This is a genomic window from Klebsiella michiganensis (genome assembly GCA_000963575.1).
GTDB classification, from domain to species: domain Bacteria; phylum Pseudomonadota; class Gammaproteobacteria; order Enterobacterales; family Enterobacteriaceae; genus Cedecea; species Cedecea michiganensis_A.
The window spans coordinates 4849890-4871735 of the sequence record CP011077.1; the positions used below are offsets into that span (position 1 = coordinate 4849890).

General features: G+C 58.6%; 17 protein-coding genes. 10 read left to right on the forward strand and 7 right to left on the reverse strand.

Annotated features, from left to right (window positions below):
- Positions 1 to 14: 14 nt before the first annotated feature.
- From VW41_22580 to VW41_22605, 6 genes are all read right to left on the reverse strand, one after another.
- Entirely contained in the window at positions 15 to 2969 is a 2955-nt protein-coding gene (locus VW41_22580; GenBank protein AJZ92057.1) for a transporter, read from the reverse strand.
- 232 nt (positions 2970 to 3201) lie between these two features.
- Complete coding sequence (locus tag VW41_22585) at positions 3202 to 3564, reverse strand: hypothetical protein (protein ID AJZ91609.1); 363 nt, start codon at positions 3562 to 3564, stop codon at positions 3202 to 3204.
- Between the two features lie 71 nt (positions 3565 to 3635).
- On the reverse strand, positions 3636 to 4175 hold the full coding sequence (gene mtlR, locus VW41_22590) for a mannitol repressor protein (protein AJZ91610.1): 540 nt from the start codon (positions 4173 to 4175) through the stop codon (positions 3636 to 3638).
- A gap of 45 nt (positions 4176 to 4220) precedes the next feature.
- Positions 4221 to 5369 (reverse strand): mannitol-1-phosphate 5-dehydrogenase, encoded by a 1149-nt coding sequence (locus VW41_22595; protein AJZ91611.1) that lies wholly within the window; start codon positions 5367 to 5369, stop codon positions 4221 to 4223.
- A 165-nt stretch (positions 5370 to 5534) separates the two neighbouring features.
- Positions 5535 to 7454, reverse strand: coding sequence for a PTS system mannitol-specific transporter subunit IICBA (locus VW41_22600; GenBank protein AJZ91612.1), 1920 nt, complete (start codon positions 7452 to 7454; stop codon positions 5535 to 5537).
- 465 nt (positions 7455 to 7919) lie between these two features.
- Entirely contained in the window at positions 7920 to 8519 is a 600-nt protein-coding gene (locus tag VW41_22605; protein ID AJZ91613.1) for a hypothetical protein, read from the reverse strand.
- 100 nt (positions 8520 to 8619) lie between these two features.
- On the opposite strand from VW41_22605, the gene VW41_22610 reads away from it, so the two are divergent.
- From VW41_22610 to VW41_22630, 5 genes are all read left to right on the forward strand, one after another.
- Positions 8620 to 9510: a LysR family transcriptional regulator gene (locus VW41_22610; protein ID AJZ91614.1), complete on the forward strand. Its 891-nt coding sequence runs from the start codon at positions 8620 to 8622 to the stop codon at positions 9508 to 9510.
- 65 nt (positions 9511 to 9575) lie between these two features.
- A complete protein-coding gene (locus VW41_22615) occupies positions 9576 to 10184 on the forward strand; it encodes a glutathione S-transferase (protein AJZ91615.1) in 609 nt (202 codons plus the stop codon).
- 69 nt (positions 10185 to 10253) lie between these two features.
- The gene (locus VW41_22620) at positions 10254 to 11642 is read left to right on the forward strand and encodes a selenocysteine synthase (protein ID AJZ91616.1); all 1389 of its coding nucleotides are present in this window, start codon (positions 10254 to 10256) and stop codon (positions 11640 to 11642) included.
- Positions 11639 to 13474: a selenocysteinyl-tRNA-specific translation factor gene (locus VW41_22625; GenBank protein AJZ91617.1), complete on the forward strand. Its 1836-nt coding sequence runs from the start codon at positions 11639 to 11641 to the stop codon at positions 13472 to 13474. The genes VW41_22620 and VW41_22625 overlap by 4 nt, the downstream gene beginning before the upstream one ends.
- A 137-nt stretch (positions 13475 to 13611) precedes the next feature.
- Positions 13612 to 15150 carry an aldehyde dehydrogenase gene (locus VW41_22630; GenBank protein ID AJZ91618.1) on the forward strand — a complete coding sequence of 513 codons (1539 nt, stop codon included), beginning with the start codon at positions 13612 to 13614 and terminating at the stop codon, positions 15148 to 15150.
- Between the two features lie 109 nt (positions 15151 to 15259).
- Here the strand turns inward: VW41_22630 and VW41_22635 are convergent, their stop codons facing one another.
- Entirely contained in the window at positions 15260 to 16051 is a 792-nt protein-coding gene (locus VW41_22635) for a formate dehydrogenase (GenBank protein AJZ91619.1), read from the reverse strand.
- Positions 16052 to 16263: 212 nt separating this feature from the next.
- Here VW41_22635 and VW41_22640 point away from each other — a divergent pair, with 212 nt between their 5' ends.
- Genes VW41_22640 through VW41_22660 form a run of 5 tightly spaced genes read left to right on the forward strand, consistent with a single transcriptional unit; the run spans position 16264 to position 21787 of the window.
- Positions 16264 to 16851, forward strand: coding sequence for a sulfate ABC transporter substrate-binding protein (locus VW41_22640; protein AJZ91620.1), 588 nt, complete (start codon positions 16264 to 16266; stop codon positions 16849 to 16851).
- A gap of 48 nt (positions 16852 to 16899) precedes the next feature.
- Positions 16900 to 19314, forward strand: coding sequence for a formate dehydrogenase (locus VW41_22645; GenBank protein ID AJZ91621.1), 2415 nt, complete (start codon positions 16900 to 16902; stop codon positions 19312 to 19314).
- Between the two features lie 12 nt (positions 19315 to 19326).
- Positions 19327 to 20229: a formate dehydrogenase gene (locus VW41_22650; protein AJZ91622.1), complete on the forward strand. Its 903-nt coding sequence runs from the start codon at positions 19327 to 19329 to the stop codon at positions 20227 to 20229.
- Entirely contained in the window at positions 20226 to 20861 is a 636-nt protein-coding gene (locus VW41_22655) for a formate dehydrogenase (GenBank protein AJZ91623.1), read from the forward strand. The genes VW41_22650 and VW41_22655 overlap by 4 nt, the downstream gene beginning before the upstream one ends.
- Positions 20858 to 21787, forward strand: coding sequence for a formate dehydrogenase (locus VW41_22660; GenBank protein AJZ91624.1), 930 nt, complete (start codon positions 20858 to 20860; stop codon positions 21785 to 21787). The genes VW41_22655 and VW41_22660 overlap by 4 nt, the downstream gene beginning before the upstream one ends.
- Positions 21788 to 21846: the final 59 nt, after the last annotated feature.

Here is a 21846-nt window from a genome sequence, read left to right on the forward strand (position 1 = left end):
GAGCCGCAGGGCGATTACCAGTTCCAGCGCACGCCGACATTGCCGGTTACTACCCGCTGGCGCTCGCCGCCGAGATTGGCCAGGTAGCCGGTCGTCGCGTACAGGCTGCCGTTCTGGCTCACCTGCGCCACCAGCCCCGCGCCGATTTGCCCGGCCGTTTGCCCGACATTGCTGGCGATTGTCGTGCTGCCATCGAAAGACGTGTCATCATCCTGCCCGAACGAACGCAGCACGTTGGCGCGCAGATAGGGCTTCCAGTTCACGCCGCTCGCCTCAAACGCCCACTGCAAACGAGCCCCCACCCGCCCTTGCCACGTATTGCCGTTGTTCCAGCGAACGTCGGAGACGCCGTCATGCAGCGAATCCAGCGAGGTTCTCTGCCAGACCAGCTGCGCCTGAGGCTCAAGCGTTACCCCCTCCCCGAGGGAAACAGGCAGCCCCGTTTCAACGGAACCTGTAACCGCATTGCCGCTGGAAGAGGCATTCACGCCGTTCACCGAATCCGTATTCAGCCGCAGCGCGCTGCCCATTAACACCGCGTCCGTATACCAGCCGGAAGCCGCTACCCTTGTCCAGTAAGCGCCGTAGTTATAGTTATTCAACTGTAATTTGCCGACGCGCATGCCCTGCTTCGCCAGTGCAAAGCCGTCGACATCCCCGGTCGCTCTGGAGAAGCCGAACAGCACCCCGAGGTGATGCGTTGCTCCGCTATCCTCAGTCGCGGTATACAAATCCTGTCCCAGCTGCAGCCCCCACAGCGTGCCGTTAAAGGCAGGGTTAACATCCCCGCTTTGGTGAATATCCGCATGGCTTCCCCAGCTTCGGGCCCAGAAAGCAGGAGCTTTGTTATCTCCGCGCAGCAGACTTTGCTCCCCCTGGCGGTCGTGAAAGGTGTCGATTTGCTGCAAATTGAGCTGGCGGGCAACCGAGGGCGCTTCGGCATACAGCGCGACTTCTGGCCGGTAGACGGGCAACATCTGATTGCCGTGAGAAGCATCCACGATGGACTGCGGCGTTTCTTCCGCCGGGGTAACTGACGTTGTCGCATCCGGCACGATGGCGTTACGCAGATACCAGTTCTCTTCGCTACCGCCTGACACGCCGCCTTTGGCGAGATAGTAGGCATATGCTCCGGCGCTAACGGTGCCCCCTGACAGCTTAAAAGCATTCGCCGCACTGGTCGCACCGTTGGTGGTCTGCACCACCTGAATACCGTCTGCCACAGTTTGCGCCCCGGTACCGCCGACGTTGGTGACTTTCAGGGTGCTGCTGCCGGCAGCGCTGCCTCCGCTCACAATCAGCTTGTCAGACGCGGCCTCATCACTCGCCAGGACCGTATTCAGCGCAATCACGCCGTTTTGACCGCTATAGTTCCCGGCTACGGTCAGGCTGTTCCCTACGCCGCTGCCCCCCAGTTGCACAAGTCCGGCATTGGTCAGGTTACCGTTAATCTGGAAATTGCCCTGCGGCCCAGCAGAAAGTGACGACAGAGTATTGGCCGCCCCCAGCGTTCCGCGGTTAGTCACGTCGCCGTTGACCGTGCCGTAGCCGCCCAGCGTCGCTCCGGCGGCGACGGTAGCGCCGCTGGCAAGGGAAGCCGAAGCGTGTGAGCTATCGCCGACGATGAGCGCCCCGCCATTGACGGCGGTTCCCCCGGTGTAGCGGCCCATGCTGTTAAAAAGCAACGTCCCTGCCCCTGCTTTTTCTACCGCCCCGCTGCCGCTTATTGTGCCCAGATACTCGCCCTGGTTGTTTTGCAGGAAACGCACCAGCCCGTCATTAGTGACCGAAAGTGGCAGGTTGCCTGAGTTTGCCTGCAGCGTCGCGCCATTGCTTACCGAGGCCGTCACTGAAGCGGTACTGGTGCCGAGCGTGCCGGTGAGATCCAGCGTGCCGCTTTGCACCAACGCCGTGGTGAACGCGCCGCTACCCGCCCATGTCCAGTCGCTGCCCGTCATGGTCAACGTCTGGAAGTTGGTAAAGGCGTTAGAAGCCGTGCCCGAGCCCTGTAACGTCACGCTGTTGTTTCCCTGCCCGCCATCGGCCAGGCCAACAATCTGAGAACCGGTCTGGAGGATCAGCGAAATGCTGCCGTTGCCGCTCAGAATTGCCGTGCCGCTGCCGCCCTGAATCAGACCGGCATTGGTAATGGTGATATTGCCGTTGGTGGAGCGAATACCGATGCCGTTGTTGCTGATGATTTGCCCGCCGGCCAGGTTATTGATCGTGGTGTTAAAGCTGCTGCCGAGCGTGTTCGCCACCACCCCGTCCACGCTGCCGCTGGAGGACGCCGTGCCTTTGGCCTGAATCAGCCCGCTGTTATTTAGCGTGGCGTTGTTGCCCTGCAAAAATACCGTCGGTGCATCCCGCCCGGAAGTGGTTAGCGTCCCGCTGTTGTTCACCGTGCCGCTGCCGCCCAGCAGCGAAATGGCCCTGGCGTTATTCCCCGACGTAGAAATCGTCCCGGTATTCGTGATGGTATTCCCCGCAGCGCCAGGGTTACTCTGCCCCCAGGCTGCGGTCATGCCATAAGAATTGTTGCCGCTGGTAGTAATGGTACCGTTATTGATCAGCGTGTTGTTATTGCCGTTGGCAGCCATACCGTCGTTGTAGGCGCCGGTAGTGGTCAGCGTGCCCGTCGCGCCGTTAGTCAGCGTATTGCCGTTGTTCACGCCCAGCAGCAGCGCCCCGCGGTTCGCCACGCCCGTGCCGTTGTCAGAGAGCGTCAGCGCTCCGCCGTTGTTAATCGCACTGTTGCTATCCACGGAGAATGGCGTCGCCTGGGTGGTCAGCGAGTAGTTTCCTGTCGTGGTTGAGTCGAGGTTAATCGTGACGTTGCTGCTGCCCGCGGTGGCCACCACGGGGGGAACGGCCGAGCCGCTACAGGTCACGGTGTCCCCGGTGTTCGGCGTTTGCGACGAACAGCCGGCAGAGGCAGAAAAAGGAATAACGCCGGCAAAACCGGCCAGACAGACGGGAACCAGAGTCAAAGCCTTGTTTTTCATGTTTACTCTCACTGCAAGAAAGATAAACAAAGGATTGGCGTTCCCTGCGGCCTCGTAGCGATACGGGCAAGTTATCCAGTGGAAGATTTGGGGCAGGAGAAATCCACACCCGGCACTTAACTATAGAGCCGGATGGAGATTTAACAGGCTGATGAGGCGGGTTTTATCGGTTTATTTCACCGAAAAGAGAGCGCGGTCAGAATTCAGTGCGGGAGAAGCCGGTCATCTCGGTCAGTTCCATTTCGCGCCCCAGGGCGGTCATCGGGTGAACAATCACCAGGCCACGGACGGTTTTCTTGAGCTTGCCCATATCAGCCTGCTCTTTTTTGGTAATCGCACGCTTGTACGGCAGTGCCATCAGCTTCTGCGCTTCTTTGCTCAGCTTCTGGTTACGTACCGCCTGCAGGCGAGCGATTTCAATTTCCAGCTTTTGCCGCTCTTTTTCCAGCTCGGCATATTTTTCCGCTTCGTTGATCAGGTGCAAGCCTGGCATTTCGTGGCGGATAGCGTCCAGACGGTCGCTGAGGCGTTTAATTTCTGCTTTTTCGATTTCTTTCATTTTGACTTACCGTGAATAAAGATGGCTTGCTGGCAAGGATACACGATCCTGAGGGACAGGGCGAAAAGCGGCTATTTCTGGAAGGCTTTTTTTAAGCTGATCCGGGAGATCAGCTCGGTCAGGGAAAGTACCATCGTAGAGCGAACGATTTGCATATAGCGCTGACGCTGCATCGCCAGCAGCTCGGGATCGCTGCCGTCAACGAAGGTCGGCGTCGGCGGTAGCGCCGCGACGCAGTGCAGCTCGCCGAATGGGCCAAGCATTTCGTCATCGGTGAAGCTGTATTCGTTGCCGTCGTGGTTCAGCTCTTCACGGAGCGCCATAAGAAGCTCGCAGTCCTCGTACTCGGCGCGGTTCAGCACGCCCAAACCGTAGATAAGCTTCAGGCGTACCGAGAGATCGCCCAGCGGGCCGTCGCCGTCCAGCAGCGGCTCAACCGCATATTTCACCGCGTAGTCGTCCTTGCGGAACACCTGCAGCACCAGGATATTTACCGCTTCGGTTAACAGCTCGACGGCAGCAATCAGCAGGCTTCTTACGGTTTTGCCGGCATTCAGTCGCTCAAGCACGCGGTTTTCAAAGGCCTGGGTTTCTTCCATTTTTGCCTGCATCACTAAACATGTTTCAGGCGCGGCATCCACCGCGCCTGTATAGGGTTACGCTATGGCGTTATACGCCTTTACTGCCTCAGTCACGGCTTCGCTGTTCGCATCCAGACCGGACACTTCCGCCAGCGCCACCTGCGGGCCTTTTGAGGCCAGAAGCTGCTTCAGCTCTTGCGCCTGCGGATCCTGCTCGCTGTGGTAGTGCATTGCCGCCGCAATCCCTTTAATCAGGTTGACGTGAGGTAAACCGTACTCAATCGTCCCCAGCAGCGGCTTAACCAGGCGGTCACCCGCGCTCAGTTTACGCAGCGGCTGGCGGCCAACGCGTTCCACGTCATCCTTCAGATACGGGTTTTCGAAACGGCCAAGGATTTTCTTGATGTATGCGGCATGCTTGTCTGCTTCAAAGCCGTAGCGCTTAATCAGCACCGCGCCGCTCTCTTCCATCGCCCCTTTCACTACGGCGCGCACTTTCTCATCAAGAATGGCATCGCGGATAGTCTGGTGCCCGGCCAGCTGACCGAGGTACGCGGTTATAGCATGCCCGGTATTCAGCGTGAAGAGCTTGCGCTCGACAAACGCCATAAGATTATCAGTAAGTTCCATGCCAGGAATGTTCGGTAGCTCACCTTTAAACTGAGTTTTATCGACAATCCACTCGCTAAAGGTCTCAACGGTCACTTCCAGCGGATCGTTGGTGGCGGACTCAGACGGCGGAACGATGCGGTCAACCGCAGAGTCCACAAAGCCAACGTGCTGCTCCACCCAAGCCCAGGCTTCAGCAGACAGGGCTTTCTTCACGTGCTCTTTAAGTTGGCTGGTGCCGCGCACCATGTTTTCACAAGCGATGATGTTCAGCGGAGTTTCGTTGCCGTTCGCACGGCGCAGTTCCAGGCCTTTGGCGAGCGTTGGCGCGATGCGCTCCAGCACAACAGGGCCGACGGCGGTGGTTACCAGGTCAACCTGAGCGATAAGGGCCACAACGTCGTCGCCGATGCTGCTGACGGCATTCACGTTGGAGACGGTATCAATCTGCTGCTGCTCGCCTACTACGTGAACCTGGTAGCTATGACGCGCGTTCAGGGCATCCAGAACCACCTGGTTTACGTCGGCAAAAGTCAGCTGCAGACCGGCGTCCGCCAACAGTTTACCGATAAAGCCACGACCGATATTACCTGCACCAAAATGTAATGCTTTCATTGCGTTAACCTTCCTGATTATTTCACCCGTTAGGGCTGGGGTAAGGATACTGTATGCGAATCCCCTCACCCTAGCCCTCTCCCCAATGGGGAGAGGGAACATCCAGAACTACCTCTCTTTCCCCCCTTGCCCCTCCAAAGAGAGGGTCGGGGTGAGGGCAAGCCCTTATTTCTTACCGGCCAGCAAATCCAGCACTTCCTGGACGCTGGTGGTGTGCGCCAGGCGCTCAATCACCGACTCATCATCCAGCGCGTTAGTCAGGCTGGTGATCACCTGGATGTGTTCGTTATTGCGGGCAGCAATACCAATCACCAGGCGAGCCACGTCTTCCGGCTCTTCACCGAAGTGAACGCCTTCCGGGTACTGGCAGAACACAACGCCGGTTTTCAGCACGCGGTCTTTTGCTTCCACGGTGCCGTGAGGTACAGCGATGCCTTCGCCCAGGTAGGTTGGAGTCAGTTTTTCGCGTTCAAACATCGCGTCCACGTATTCCGGCTGCACGTAGCCGCCGTTCACCAACTGCTCACCTGCAAAGCGAATGGCTTCTTCTTTGTTGCTGGCTTTCAGGCCCAAGAACACGTTACCCGCGCCTAGTTTGAACACTGCGTCCTCGCTGGAAACAAAACTGTCTTCCAGGCTGTGCATCACTTTTTCTTCTTTCTCGCTCAGGTTCTGAGAAGCGAGCAGGCGCTCAACCAGGTTGGCGTACAGGCTGCTGTCGAGGAAGTTGGTCAGGGAAATATGCTGCGCCTGCGGCACCTGGCGCATCGCACGCTCGGTCAGGTCGCGGTGGGTAATCACCAGGTCAACATCTTCCGGCAGACTGTTGATAGCACAGTTGGTCACGGAGATATTTTTCAGGCCAGCATCGTTCACTTTCTTACGCAGAACGCCGGCACCCATGGCGCTGGAACCCATCCCTGCGTCGCAGGCTACGATGATTTTACGCACGTGGCTCAGGTCGTTAGACAGGCCCGCCCCAACCGCCAGCGGCGCTGCGCCACCTTTGGATTCAGCTTTCATTTCCTGCATACGGCGAGCCGCAGCTTCGATGTCGTCTTCTTCTTTCACTTTGCTGGTTTTCAGCAGGATGGCGGAAACCACGAAGGAAACAATCATTGCCGCACAGATAGCCGCGATGTTAGCGAAGTAAGCGCCTTTCGGGGTCATCGCCAGTACCGCCAGGATGGAACCCGGGGAAGCAGGAGACACCAGGCCGCCGTTCAGCACGGTCAGGGTGAACACGCCGGTCATACCGCCGAGGATAACGGCGAGGATCAGACGTGGGTTCATCAGCACATACGGGAAGTAAATCTCGTGGATACCGCCCAGGAAGTGGATGATAGCCGCGCCGCCAGCGGACTGCTTAGCGTTACCGCGCCCAAAGAACATGTACGCCAGCAGAACACCCATACCCGGACCCGGGTTCGCTTCAATCAGGAAGAAGATGGATTTGCCCAGCTCGTGGGACTGCTGAATCCCCAGCGGAGAGAAGATACCGTGGTTGATGGCGTTGTTCAGGAACAGGATTTTGGCTGGTTCTACAAAGATAGACGCCAGCGGCAGCATCTCGTGCACAACCATGAAGTTAACGCCTGCCGCCAGAACTTTGGACAGGACTTCAACCGCAGGGCCGATGCCGAGGAACGCCAGAATCGCCAGGATCATCCCGATGATACCGGCAGAGAAGTTGTTCACCAGCATTTCAAAGCCGGATTTGATTTTGCCGTCGACCCATTTGTCGAAGTGCTTGATTGCCCAGCCGCCCAGAGGCCCCGCAATCATTGCGCCGAGGAACATCGGCATGTCAGCCCCGACGATAACGCCCATGGTAGTAATAGCACCCACCACGCCGCCGCGGTCACCGCCAATCAGGCGGCCACCGGTAAAGCCGATCAGCAGCGGCAGCAGGTAAGTGATCATCGGGCCTACCAGCTTCGCCAGCGTTTCGTTTGGCAACCATCCGGTAGGAATAAATAAGGCCGTGATAATACCCCAGGCGATAAACGCCCCGATATTTGGCATAACCATATTGCTGAGGAAACGACCAAAGCTTTGCACTTTGATCTTGATATCGGATGACATACACATACCCCTTGTTGGTGTTCCGCGCTGAAAAGCAGCCCGAGGTTTATTGTTAACGTAGCGGCAGGGTCGCCGGCCTTATGCAGTAAAGTGACGCGAATCTGGCACTGAATCGTGAAGCTGTCCAGCAACCGCCCAATTATGTGATTTATATCACTAATATTCAGGGATCACCCAGCCACATTGAGTGATGGTGATCACATAATTGCAGTGTAAAAAAAGTACACCGTGGAATTTTTAACCCTGATTGACCTTTTAATGTGACTAACATCACATTTAGTTATGACGCCTTTGTTATTTATTTGTGATCTAACTCACAAAGTATTTTGAGGGAGATTAATCCTAATGTGATCCAGTTAAAATCTGGGCGTTGACAACAAACGAGGGGCAAGAAAGGGATGAAAGTAAATTACAGCGAAGCGGCTGGCAGAAAGCGCGGCGAAAATGCCGCGCTGGAATGAAAGCTTATTTATTTAAATCCGCGACAATGCCACGCGCCTGAGCAAACAGCTGCTGGTAATGCGCGTCGCTGTCGCCAATCCCCTCTTCCACCCCGATGGTGTTATAGAGAAAATCGATTTTTGCGTCCTCAACGCCCAGGTAGCCCATCGACCCGCTGATAAAATCGGTCATGTTCTTTTCCCAGCCGTACTTCACGAAGCCTTCCTGCGAGCCGCCGACCAGCGCCACCCAGCGGATTTTCTTATTCCCCAGCGCGCCGCCCGGCCCGTAGCCCAGGCCGTAGTTCCACACGCGGTCCAGGTAGCCTTTTAGCATGGCCGGGAAGCTGTACCACCACACCGGGAACACCACGACCACGGTGTCTTTATCTTCCAGTTCGCCAAACAGGCGATGAACCTCCGGGGAATACTGCTTCTGCGGATTGCTCCAGTCCGGTTCGTCGTCCACCTCAAGCACCGGGTTAAAACCGCTGCGGTAAAGATCGAGGGACGAGACGTTAATGCCCCGCTCCGCCGCCTCGCCCTGAATTTCCTGCACCACCTGCGCGGTTAACGATGCACTGCGTGGGTGCGCCCAAACAATATACATATTCTCTGATTTCATGGAGTTATCTCAGCAAGTGGGAATGTGCGTTCACTTTACGACCGCTGGATAATTCTGTAAAACGTAGTATTTGAGATGAGTTAATGAAGGATTTTCACTAATGGCGCTGAATTTTTCCGACTTCGCGACCTTTATCGCCGTGGCACGGCACAAAAGTTTTCGCGCTGCCGGCGATGAGCTGGGGCTTTCTCCTTCGGCAATCAGCCACGGCATCAAACAGCTCGAGCAGCGCCTGAAAATCCGGCTGTTCAACCGCACCACCCGCAGCGTTTCTCTCACTGAGGCTGGCTATAACCTCTACGAGCGCCTGCGTCCTGCCTGTGACGAAATTCATACCATCCTCGACGAGGTAAACTCGTTTCGCGACACGCCGATGGGCACCCTCAAAATCAATAGCTCGCGGCTGGCCTCGCGCACGGTTTTAATGCCGCTGGTGGCCGGGTTTGTTCGCCGCTATCCCGACATCAAAGTGGAGGTCACTACCGATGACAGGCTGGTGGATATCGTGAAGCAGGAATACGATGCCGGGATCCGCCTGATAACCACCGTAGAAAAAGACATGATTGCCGTGCCAATTGGCCCGAAGGCAAAGATTTGCGTCGTCGCCACGCCGGAATATCTTGCGAACGCCCCGGCGCCGGCTCATCCCGGTGAGCTGGTCAATCACTGTAGCGTTATTTTCCGCTATCCAAGCGGCCGCCCTTACTACTGGGAGTTTTACGGGCAGGAAGGCAAGCTGGAGGTGACGCCGTGCGGCAACATCGTCGTGGACGATCTCGACTCCGAGCTGGAAGCGGTGCTGTGCGGCGCGGGCATCGGCTACCTCTACCAGCAGCAGGTAGAAGAACACCTGGCGAGCGGCAGGCTGATTTCGATGCTTGAAGACTGGCTGCCGGATCTTCCGCCGTTCCAGTTCTATTACCCAGGCCGGCAGTACATGCCCAGCGCGCTACGCGCCTTTGTCGATTATATAAAAACACCCAGGCCGTAGACTTTTTCACCAATGTTGGGTATCTGTTTCATACTTACCTCAAGTTGGCAAAAACGGATAATGTCATGAAACTGATTGGTAATTACACCAGCCCCTATGTGCGAAAGATCTCGGTCATCCTGCTGGAAAAAGGCCTTAGCTTTGAATTTGTTAACGTCAACCCGTGGGTTGGCGACAGCCCGGCCCCGCAGTACAACCCGCTCGGCAAAGTGCCGACGCTTATCACCGATGAGGGCGAACGCTGGTTTGATTCGCCGATTATCGCCCAATACCTGGAGCTGCTGAACATCGCGCCAGAGTTGATTCCGCTCGACCCGAAAGCGGCGCTGCAGGTACGCCAGCTTGAGGCGCTTTCCGACGGCATTCTGGACGCAGCGTTGACCTCGGTACGTGAGAAACTACGCCCGGCGGAACAGCAGTCTGAAGAAGTCCTGGTGCGCCAGCGCGAGAAAATTGGCCGCGCTCTCGACTCGCTGGAACAGTACGCCGCCGACGGCATGCTGACCGCAGAGCCACTCAACCTGGCCAGTATTTCTGCAGCCTGCGCCGTGGGCTACCTCAACTTCCGTCGCGTTTCGCCGGGCTGGTGCGTGAACCGCCCTCACCTGGTCAAGCTGGTGGAACAGTTGTTTCAGCGCGAGAGTTTTGCCCGTACCGAACCGCCCGCGGCATGATCTGCGGCCAGGACAGGGGACGTTGTCCCCTGTAATATCGCTCACAAATTTCTTAATTCAGCCCCTGCCATGACGACAGCTCAAACACTTTTTAGCCATCTTCCGGCGACCGACCGCCTGCTGCGCGATGCCGCCTTTACCGCCCTCCTTGCGGAGTTCGGCCATACACGCGTGGTCACCACGCTGAGAACGCTGCAAAACGAAGCGCGCGAGCACATCCGCGCGGCGAGCAAGCTGCCGGACTGGAGCGAGGACTGGGCGAAGAAAACGCGTAACGTGCTCGAGGCCAGCCAGCGCAGCGCGCTCCAGCCCGTTTTCAACCTGACCGGCACCGTATTGCACACCAATCTTGGCCGGGCACTGCAGGCTGAAGAAGCCATTGATGCAGTCAGCGAAGCCATGCGCTCCGCCGTCACGCTGGAATATTCCCTGGACGACGCCGGGCGCGGCCACCGGGATCGCGCCATTGCCGACCTGCTTTGCGAGCTGACCGGGGCGGAAGACGCCTGCATCGTCAATAACAATGCGGCGGCGGTTCTGTTGATGCTGGCAGCCTGCGCAAACGGTGGTGAAGTGGTAGTTTCGCGCGGCGAACTGGTGGAAATTGGCGGCGCGTTTCGCATTCCCGACGTTATGCGGCAGGCAGGCTGCACGCTGGTTGAAGTCGGCACCACCAACCGCACTCACCTGAAAGACTATCGTGCAGCCGCAGGTGACAGCACCTCGCTGTTGATGAAGGTGCACACCAGCAACTACCACATAGCAGGCTTCACCAAAGCGGTCAGCGAGGCCGAGCTGGTCGCGCTGGGCAACGAACTCGGCCTGCCGGTACTCACCGACCTCGGCAGCGGCTCGCTGGTGGATTTAAGCCAGTGGGGACTGCCGCCGGAGCCGATGCCACAGCAACTGATTGCCGACGGCGTGAGCCTGGTCAGCTTCTCCGGCGACAAGCTGCTGGGTGGCCCGCAGGCCGGGATCATCGTCGGCAAAAAGGCGCTGATAGAGCGCATTCAAAGCCACCCGCTGAAGCGCGCGCTGCGGGCCGACAAAATGACGCTGGCGGCGCTGGAAGCCACACTGCGGCTGTACCAGCACCCGGAAACGTTGGTTGAGCGCCTGCCAACCCTGCGCCTGCTGACCCGCAGCGCCGAAGATATCCATCTGCAGGCCAGCCGCCTGCGGCCCGCATTTGAGCAACGCTTTGGTGAGCAATTCGACGTGCGCGTTGAGGCGTGCCTGTCGCAAATTGGCAGCGGCTCTTTGCCCGTTGACCGCCTGCCAGGCGCCGCCCTGACCTTTACGCCGAAAGACGGACGAGGCGCAACGCTCGCCTCGCTGACGCAAACCCTGCGTGAGCTGGAAAGGCCGGTGATTGGCCGCGTGGCCGAGGGCCGCCTGTGGCTGGATTTACGCTGTCTGGAAAACGAAGCGCTGCTGCTGGAGGGGATTGCCCAGTGATTATCGCCACCGCCGGGCACGTCGACCACGGCAAAACCACCCTGCTACAGGCGCTGACCGGCGTGAATGCGGATCGGCTGCCGGAAGAAAAGAAACGCGGCATGACCATCGACCTCGGCTACGCCTACTGGCCGCAGCCGGATGGCCGGGTGATTGGCTTTATTGACGTGCCCGGGCACGAAAAGTTTCTGGCCAACATGCTGGCGGGCGTCGGCGGCATCGATCATGCCCTGCTGGTCATCGCCTGCGACGACGGCGTGATGGCGCAAACCCGTGAGCATCTGGCGATTTTACAGCTGACGGGCAACCCACAAATTACCGTCGCGCTGACCAAAGCCGACCGCGTAAGCGACAGCCGCCTTGCAGAAGTTCGGGCAGAAGTCGCCGCGCTGCTGGGTGATATCCAGGCCGCCATTTTTACTACCGCCGCCCCCAGCGGGGACGGCGTTGAGGCGCTACAACGGCATCTCAAAGGGTTGGGCGAACGCCCTCATGCCACTTCGCATCGCTTTCGCCTCGCTATCGACCGCGCCTTTACGGTTAAGGGCGCAGGGCTGGTGGTGACCGGCACGGCGCTGAGCGGCGAAGTTAACATCGGCGATTCACTCTGGCTGACAGGCGCAGAAAAACCGATGCGCGTACGCGGCCTTCACGCCCAAAACCAGCCGGTTTCCGGCGCGATGGCCGGGCAGCGTATTGCGCTGAACATCAGCGGGGACGCGGAAAAAACCGACATCAGCCGGGGCGACTGGCTGCTGAGTGAAAAACCGCTGCAGCCGGTTGAGCGCGTCATCGTCGAGCTGCAAGCGCTCCAGCCGCTGCAACAGTGGCAGCCGCTGCATATTCACCATTCTGCACGCCATGTGACCGGGCGAGTTTCCCTGCTTGAAGGCCATCTGGCCGAGCTGGTGCTGGATGCGCCGCTGTGGCTGGCAGATAACGACCGCCTGGTGCTACGCGATATCAGCGCCCGCACCACGCTCGCCGGGGCTCGCGCGGTGCTGCTTCACGCGCCGCGCCGCGGCAAACGCCAGCCCGCGTTCCTGAGCTGGCTGGGTGAACTGACTGAAGCCGCCGATGACCAACAGGTGCTGGAAGCGCACCTGGCGCGCGGGGCCGTCTTGCTCAACGAATTTAGCTGGGCGCGTCAATTAACGGCGCAAGGGCTTCAGAACCTGCTTGCAAAGCCGGGCTATTTGCAGGCGGGCAATGCGTTGCTAAGCCCGGAGGTGGCCACCCGCTGGCAGCAAAAACTGCTCGACGCGCTGGCACGCTATCACCAGCAGCATGACGATCAGCCGGGGCCGGGGCGAGAGCGCCTGCGCCGCATGGCATTACCCGCAGAGGACGAGGGCCTAGTGCTATCGCTCATCGAAAAAATGCGCGGTGAAGGCCTGCTAATGAGCCGCCATGGCTGGCTGCATCTGCCGGGACATGAGCCAGGATTTTCCGCTGCACAACGGGCCGTATGGGACAAAGTCGATGCCCTGTTTGGCGACGAGCCTTGGTGGGTTCGCGACCTGGCCAAAGCAACCGGCGAAGAAGAGCAGGCCATGCGCCAGCTGCTAAGATCCGCCGCTCAGCAGGGGCTGGTCACCGCGATTCTGAAAGATCGTTACTACCGCAACGATCGCCTGCAGGCCTTTGCCGATCTGATCCGCGACCTGGATCAAACTCAAGGCGCCGCCAACGCAGCCGACTTCCGCGACAGATTGGGCGTGGGCCGTAAGCTGGCAATTCAGATCCTGGAGTATTTCGACAAAATTGGCTTCACCCGCCGGCGCGGCAACGACCATTTGCTGCGCGATAAAGCGCTGTTCGCCAAGGCGTAATATTCCTTCCCGCGAGAAGAGGCTGTGCCTCTTCCCGGAAGGGAATCCGTGAGGCGTGTCGTAAAGCAGACGGGAAATGGCGAAGAAACAGGCAGCCCGGACTACCCTTGTGAGTGAACCATCACAAGGAGACGGCTATGACAAACAATCCTCCCGATACCCGTATTATCCCCGGCGAGTATGGTTTCCCGCTCAAACTTAAACCCCGTTACGACAACTACATCGGCGGCCAGTGGATTGCCCCGGTCGGCGGCCAGTACTATGAAAACCTCACCCCGGTAACCGGCCAGCCGCTGTGCGAAATCGCCAGCTCCGGCAAGGCCGACATAGACCTCGCGCTGGATGCCGCCCACGCAGCCAAAAAGGGCTGGGGGCAGATGTCCGTTCAGGAGCGCGCCACCATCCTGCTGAAAATTGCCGACCGCATGGAGCAAAATATTGAGCTGCTGGCCACGGCAGAAACCTGGGACAACGGCAAACCGATCCGTGAAACCAGCGCCGCCGACGTGCCGCTGGCTATCGACCACTTCCGCTACTTCGCCTCCTGCATTCGTGCCCAGGAAGGCGGCATCAGTGAGGTGGACAAAGACACCGTGGCCTATCACTTCCACGAACCACTTGGCGTGGTCGCGCAGATTATCCCGTGGAACTTCCCGCTGCTGATGGCGAGCTGGAAGATGGCGCCAGCGTTGGCGGCGGGCAACTGCATCGTACTTAAACCCGCACGGCTGACCCCGCTTTCCGTGCTGCTGCTGATGGAACTGGTTGGCGATCTGCTGCCGCCGGGCGTGGTGAACGTAGTGAACGGCGCGGGCGGCGAGATTGGCGAATACCTGGCGACGTCAAAACGCATCGCTAAAGTGGCGTTTACCGGCTCCACCGAAGTCGGTCAGCAGATCATGCAGTACGCCACCCAGAACATTATCCCGGTCACGCTGGAGCTGGGCGGTAAATCTCCGAACATCTTCTTTGCCGACGTGATGGAAGAGGAAGACGCCTTCTTCGACAAAGCGCTGGAAGGCTTTGCGCTGTTCGCTTTCAACCAGGGCGAGGTCTGTACCTGCCCAAGCCGCGCGCTGGTGCAGGAATCCATCTACGAGCGCTTTATCGAGCGGGCCATTCGCCGGGTAGAAGCCATCCGCAGCGGCAACCCGCTGGACAGCCGTACCCAGATGGGCGCCCAGGTGTCTCAGGGGCAGATGGAAACCATCCTCAACTACATCGACATCGGCAAGAAAGAAGGCGCGGACGTCCTTACCGGCGGGCGCAGAAAAGCGCTGGCGGGCGATCTGCAGGCAGGCTACTACCTCGAACCAACCATCCTGTTCGGTAAAAACAACATGCGTGTGTTCCAGGAGGAAATCTTCGGCCCGGTGCTCGCCGTCACCACCTTTAAAACCGTGGAAGAGGCGCTGGAGCTGGCGAACGATACCGAATATGGCCTCGGCGCGGGCGTATGGAGCCGCAACGGCAGCCTGGCGTACAAAATGGGGCGCGGCATTCAGGCCGGGCGCGTGTGGACTAACTGTTACCACGCCTACCCGGCACACGCGGCATTCGGCGGCTATAAGCAGTCCGGGATCGGGCGAGAGACCCATAAGATGATGCTGGAGCATTATCAGCAGACCAAGTGCCTGCTGGTGAGCTATTCCGATAAGCCGCTGGGCCTGTTCTGAGGATTGACCCTCACCCTAACCCTCTCCCTGGCAGGGAGAGGGGACACAAACTATCCAATACTTGTTTCCCCCTCTCCCCTTGGGGAGAGGGCCGGGGTGAGGGGAAAATCTAGCGCAGCCGCTCCGGGTGCGTATAAACCGTGGCACGTCCTGGCCGGTTAAAACCCACCAGCGTCAGATGAGTACGCTGTGCAACCTCCACCGCTAATGAGGTCGCCGCAGACACCGCGAACAGGATTTCAATGCCGCACATCGCGGCCTTCTGTACCATTTCATAGCTTGCACGGCTCGACACCAGCGCGGCCCCGTTGTGCCACGGATTACGGCTGCGAACACCGAGCATTTTATCCAGCGCCACATGGCGGCCGATATCTTCCCTTCCGTCGAGGATCTGGCCCTCTGGATCTAGCCATAACGCCGCATGAGTACAGCCAGTTAGCTCGCCGACGGGCTGGTAGTCACGCATTCTTCTCAACGCCCCGTCCAGGTTTTCCAGGACAAACGTCTGGGTAAACGGCAGCGGCGGCACCGGGCGGCCAATATCGTTTAACTGCTCGACGCCGCAAACGCCGCAGCCCGTTCGCCCGGCCAGCGCTCGCCGGCGCTCTTTCAGGCCCGCAAAGCGGCGGCTGGACAGCTCGACCTGCACTTCAATGCCGTTACAAGTTGGCAACACATCCATCCCGTAAATATCCGCCGGACTTTCAATGATGCCTTCGGACAGGGAAAACCCGAGCGCAAACGCTTCAAGGTCTTTGGGCGAAGCCATCATCACAACATGTGAAATGCCGTTGTAAACCAGCGCGACAGGGACTTCTTCCGCCAGCCAGTCGGTTTCAGCCGCGGTGAGATTGCCCCGGTGCCAAAGCTCGATCGTGCGTGCGCCGGTAACCTGTTCCATTATATTTTTTTCAGAGTGGTGAAGTTTGTTCACTTTGTTTTAACCATTCGAGAACACCCTCAGTACCATTGTGGTATTCTACTTAATACCCCTTCCGGATGAAGGGAAGTAAGCCATCAAAATCTATACTGGTTCTAATTGTGAACCTTTGCGGTTGACCCCGCAAAATAAATCCTAAGCAATGTGAAATGTCGAAATGTAAGGAGCGATCCATGCAGGTCAGCAGAAGGCAGTTCTTTAAGATCTGCGCTGGCGGTATGGCAGGCACCACGGCAGCAGCACTGGGTTTTGCCCCCGGCGCTGCGCTCGCGGAAACCCGGCAGTACAAGCTGCTACGCACCCGTGAAACCCGTAACACCTGCACATACTGCTCCGTCGGCTGTGGGCTATTGATGTATAGCCTCGGCGACGGCGCAAAAAACGCAAAAGCCTCAATTTTCCATATCGAAGGTGACCCGGACCACCCGGTAAACCGCGGCGCGCTGTGCCCGAAAGGGGCCGGTCTGGTGGACTTCATCCATTCCGAAAGCCGCCTGAAAACGCCTTCTTACCGCGCGCCAGGCTCCGATAAATGGCAGCAAATCAGCTGGGACGATGCCTTTGACCGCATCGCGAAGCTGATGAAAGAAGACCGTGACGCCAACTTCATCGAAAAGAACGAACAGGGCACCACGGTCAACCGCTGGCTCTCCACGGGGATGCTTTGCGCCTCCGCGTCCAGCAACGAAACCGGCTATTTAACCCAGAAATTTTCCCGCGCCCTCGGCATGCTTGCCGTGGATAACCAGGCGCGTGTCTGACACGGACCAACGGTAGCAAGTCTTGCTCCAACATTTGGTCGCGGTGCGATGACCAACCACTGGGTTGATATCAAAAACGCCAACCTCATCGTGGTGATGGGTGGGAATGCGGCAGAAGCGCATCCGGTGGGATTCCGCTGGGCGATGGAAGCCAAAATTCACAACGGCGCGAAGCTGATTGTGATCGATCCTCGATTTACGCGAACCGCTTCGGTGGCGGATTTCTACACGCCTATCCGTTCCGGGACCGACATTGCTTTCCTGTCGGGCGTCCTGCTGTACCTGATTAACAACAACAAATTCAACCGCGAGTACGTCGAGTCTTACACCAACGCCAACCTGATTGTGCGTGAGGACTTCGGCTTCGACGACGGCCTGTTCACCGGCTATGACGCGGCAAACCGCAAATACGATAAAACCACCTGGAACTACGAGCTGGATGAAGAAGGCTTCGCCAAACGCGACCTGACGCTTCAACACCCGCGCTGCGTGTGGAATCTGCTGAAAGAGCATATTTCCCGCTACACGCCGGACGTGGTCACCAGCATCTGCGGTACGCCGAAAGAAGACTTCCTGAAAGTGTGCGAGTACATCGCCGAAACCAGCGTGGCGGACAAAACCGCGTCGTTCCTGTACGCCCTGGGCTGGACTCAGCACTCCATCGGCGCGCAGAACATCCGCACCATGGCGATGATCCAGCTGCTGCTCGGCAACATGGGGATGGCAGGCGGCGGCGTCAACGCCCTGCGCGGCCACTCCAACATTCAGGGTCTGACCGACCTCGGCCTGCTCTCCACCAGCCTGCCGGGTTACATGAACCTGCCAAGCGAAAAACAGGTGGATATCGACAGCTATCTGGCGGCCAACACGCCTAAACCGCTGCTGAAAGGCCAGGTGAACTACTGGGGCAACTACCCGAAATTCTTCGTCTCGATGATGAAAGCCTTCTTTGGCGACAAAGCGACGAAGGAGAACAGCTGGGGCTACGACTGGCTGCCGAAGTGGGATAAGAGCTACGACGTGCTGCAGTACTTCGAGATGATGAGCCAGGGCAAGGTCAACGGCTATCTGTGCCAGGGCTTTAACCCGGTGGCCTCGTTCCCTAACAAGAACAAGGTTGTGGCCTCGCTTTCGAAGCTGAAGTTCCTGGTCACTATCGACCCGCTGAACACCGAAACGTCCAACTTCTGGCAAAACCACGGCGAAATGAACGACGTTGATCCGTCGCAAATCCAGACCGAGGTGTTCCGTCTGCCGTCCACCTGCTTTGCGGAAGAGAACGGCTCCATCGTGAACTCCGGGCGCTGGCTGCAGTGGCACTGGAAGGGGGCGGATGCGCCAGGGGAAGCGCTGAACGACGGCGAAATCCTCTCCGGCATCTTCACCCGCCTGCGCAATATGTACGAGCGCGACGGCGGCAAAGTGCCTGAGCAGGTGCTGAACATGACCTGGAAGTACCTGACGCCGGACAACCCGGCGCCGGAAGAAGTGGCCATGGAAAGCAACGGTAAAGCGCTGGCAGACCTGATTGACCCGGCCACCGGCGCGGTGCTGGTGAAAAAAGGGCAGCAGCTCAGCTCCTTTGCGCAGCTGCGCGACGACGGTACAACCTCCAGCGGCTGCTGGATCTTTGCCGGCAGTTGGACGCCGGACGGCAACCAGATGGCACGCCGCGACAACGCCGACCCGTCAGGCCTGGGCAACACGCTCGGCTGGGCATGGGCGTGGCCGCTTAACCGCCGAATTCTGTATAACCGTGCCTCCGCCGACCCATCGGGTAAACCGTGGGATGAAAAACGCCGCCTGATCTCCTGGGATGGCGCGAAATGGGGCGGCATCGACGTGCCGGACTACAGCACCGCCGCGCCGGACAGCGGCGTCGGGCCGTTTATCATGCAGCCGGAAGGGCTGGGTCGCCTGTTTGCCCTCGACAAGATGGCAGAAGGGCCGTTCCCGGAACACTACGAGCCGTTTGAAACGCCGCTGGGCACCAACCCGCTGCACCCGAACGTGGTCTCCAACCCGGCAGCCCGCGTGTTTAAAGACGATCTGGAAGCCATGGGCAAGCATGACAAGTTCCCGTATGTCGGCACCACCTATCGTCTGACGGAGCATTTCCACTACTGGACCAAGCACGCGCTGTTGAACGCTATCGCGCAGCCGGAGCAGTTTGTCGAGATTGGCGAGAAGCTGGCTAACAAGCTCGGCATCGCCCACGGCGACACGGTGAAGGTCTCCTCCAACCGCGGCTACATCAAGGCCAAAGCGGTGGTGACCAAGCGTATCCGCACGCTGGACGTTCACGGTCAGAAGGTGGACACCATCGGGATCCCGATTCACTGGGGTTACGAAGGCGTGGCGAAGAAAGGCTTTATCGCCAACACCCTGACGCCGTTTGTCGGGGATGCCAACACGCAAACGCCGGAGTTTAAGGCGTTCCTGGTCAACGTGGAAAAGGTGTAACGGAGACGAATTATGGCTTATCAATCTCAGGACATTATCCGTCGTTCCGCCACTAACGGCTTCACGCCCGCGCCACAGGCGCGGGATCACCAGCAAGAGGTCGCCAAGCTTATCGACGTCACCACCTGCATCGGCTGTAAGGCCTGCCAGGTGGCGTGCTCGGAGTGGAACGACATCCGTGATGAAGTGGGGCACAACGTCGGGATGTACGACAACCCGGCGGACCTGACCGCCAAATCCTGGACGGTGATGCGCTTCTCGGAAGTGGAGCAGAACGACAAACTGGAATGGCTGATCCGCAAAGACGGCTGCATGCACTGCGCGGATCCGGGCTGCCTGAAGGCGTGTCCGTCGGAAGGGGCTATTATTCAGTATGCCAACGGCATCGTCGACTTCCAGTCAGAGCAGTGCATCGGCTGCGGCTACTGCATCGCGGGCTGCCCGTTTGACGTGCCGCGCCTGAACCCCGAGGACAACCGCGTCTACAAATGCACCCTGTGCGTAGACCGCGTCACCGTGGGCCAGGAGCCAGCATGCGTGAAAACTTGCCCGACCGGGGCGATTCATTTCGGCTCGAAAGAGGATATGAAAACCCTCGCCGGTGAGCGCGTGGCGGAACTGAAAACCCGCGGCTACGACAACGCAGGTTTGTACGATCCGGCAGGCGTTGGCGGGACGCACGTCATGTACGTGCTGCACCATGCGGACAAGCCGACGCTGTATCACGGCCTGCCGGAGAACCCGTCCATCAGCCCAACCGTGAAGTTCTGGAAAGGCGTCTGGAAACCGCTGGCCGCGATCGGCTTTGCGGCCACCTTCGCCGCCAGCGTCTTCCACTACGTTGGGGTCGGCCCGAACCGTGCCGATGAAGAGGACGATAATCTGCACCATGACGACGACGAGGTGCGTAAATGAAAAAGCAACAGACCATTCAGCGCTACAGCGCGCCGGAACGCATCAACCACTGGATCACCGCCTTCTGCTTCGTGCTGGCGGCGGTGAGCGGACTGGGCTTTTTCTTCCCGTCCTTCAACTGGCTGATGGGCATTCTCGGCACGCCGCAGCTGGCGCGCATCCTCCACCCCTTCGTTGGGGTGGTGATGTTCGCCTCCTTCATAATCATGTTTTTCCGTTACTGGCACCACAACCTAATCAATCGGGATGATATCTTTTGGGCGAAGAATATTCGTAAGATCGTCGTCAACGAGGAAGTGGGAGACACCGGGCGCTATAACTTCGGCCAGAAATGCGTGTTCTGGGCGGCGATTATTTTCCTGGTGCTGCTGCTGGTGAGCGGCGTGATTATCTGGCGTCCTTACTTTGCGCCAGCCTTCTCTATTCCGGTTATTCGATTTGCGTTAATGCTGCATTCATTTGCCGCGGTAGCGTTAATTGTGGTTATCATGGTGCATATTTACGCCGCCCTTTGGGTAAAAGGCACCATCACCGCGATGGTGGAGGGCTGGGTTACCACGACGTGGGCGAAGAAACATCACCCGAAATGGTACCGCGAAGTCCGCCAGAAACAGGAAAAGTCATCTGAATGAGTATTCGCATAATCCCGCAAGATCAGCTGGAGAAGAGCGAGAAACGCACGGCGGAAGTAATTCCGCCGTTATTATTCCCCAGGCTCAAAAATCTCTACAACCGCCGCGCTGAACGCCTGCGCGAGCTGGCTGCCAGCAACCCGCTGGGCGACTACCTGCGCTTTGCCGCACTGATTGCCCACGCTCAGGAAGTGGTGCTGTACGACCACCCGCTGGAGATGGATTTAACCGCCCTGATTGCCGAGGCCGCCAAAACCGGCAAGCCGCCGCTGGACATTCACGTCCTGCCGCGCGACCCGCACTGGCAGCGCCTGCTGCAGTCGCTGATTGCCGAGCTGAAGCCTGAAATGGACGGCCCGGCGTTAGCCGTGATTGAAAATCTTGAAAAGGCTTCTTCGCAGGAGCTGGAAGAGATGGCCACCGCGCTGTTTAACGCCGACTTCGCCTTAGTCAGCAGCGACAAAGCGCCGTTTATCTGGGCCGCGCTGTCGCTCTACTGGGCGCAAATGGCGACGCTTATCCCAGGCAAGGCCAAAGCCGAATACGGCGAACAGCGCCAGTTCTGCCCGGTTTGCGGCTCGATTCCGGTTTCCAGCATGGTGCACATCGGCACCACCAACGGCCTGCGTTATCTGCACTGCAATCTGTGTGAAACCGAGTGGCATGTGGTGCGCGTGAAGTGCAGCAACTGCGAGCAGACCCGCGACTTAAACTACTGGTCGCTGGACAGCGAACAGGCGGCAATTAAAGCCGAAAGCTGCGGCGACTGCGGCACCTACCTGAAAATTCTTTACCAGGAGAAGGACCCGAAAGTAGAAGCCGTCGCCGACGACCTGGCCTCGCTGGTGCTTGACGCCCGCATGGAGCAGGAAGGCTTCGCCCGCAGCAGCATCAACCCGTTCTTATTCCCTGGCGAAGGGGAATAAAACGACAAACGGCATTCAAATTTGAATGCCGTTTTCTTTTAAAACACGCCTATTCCCTT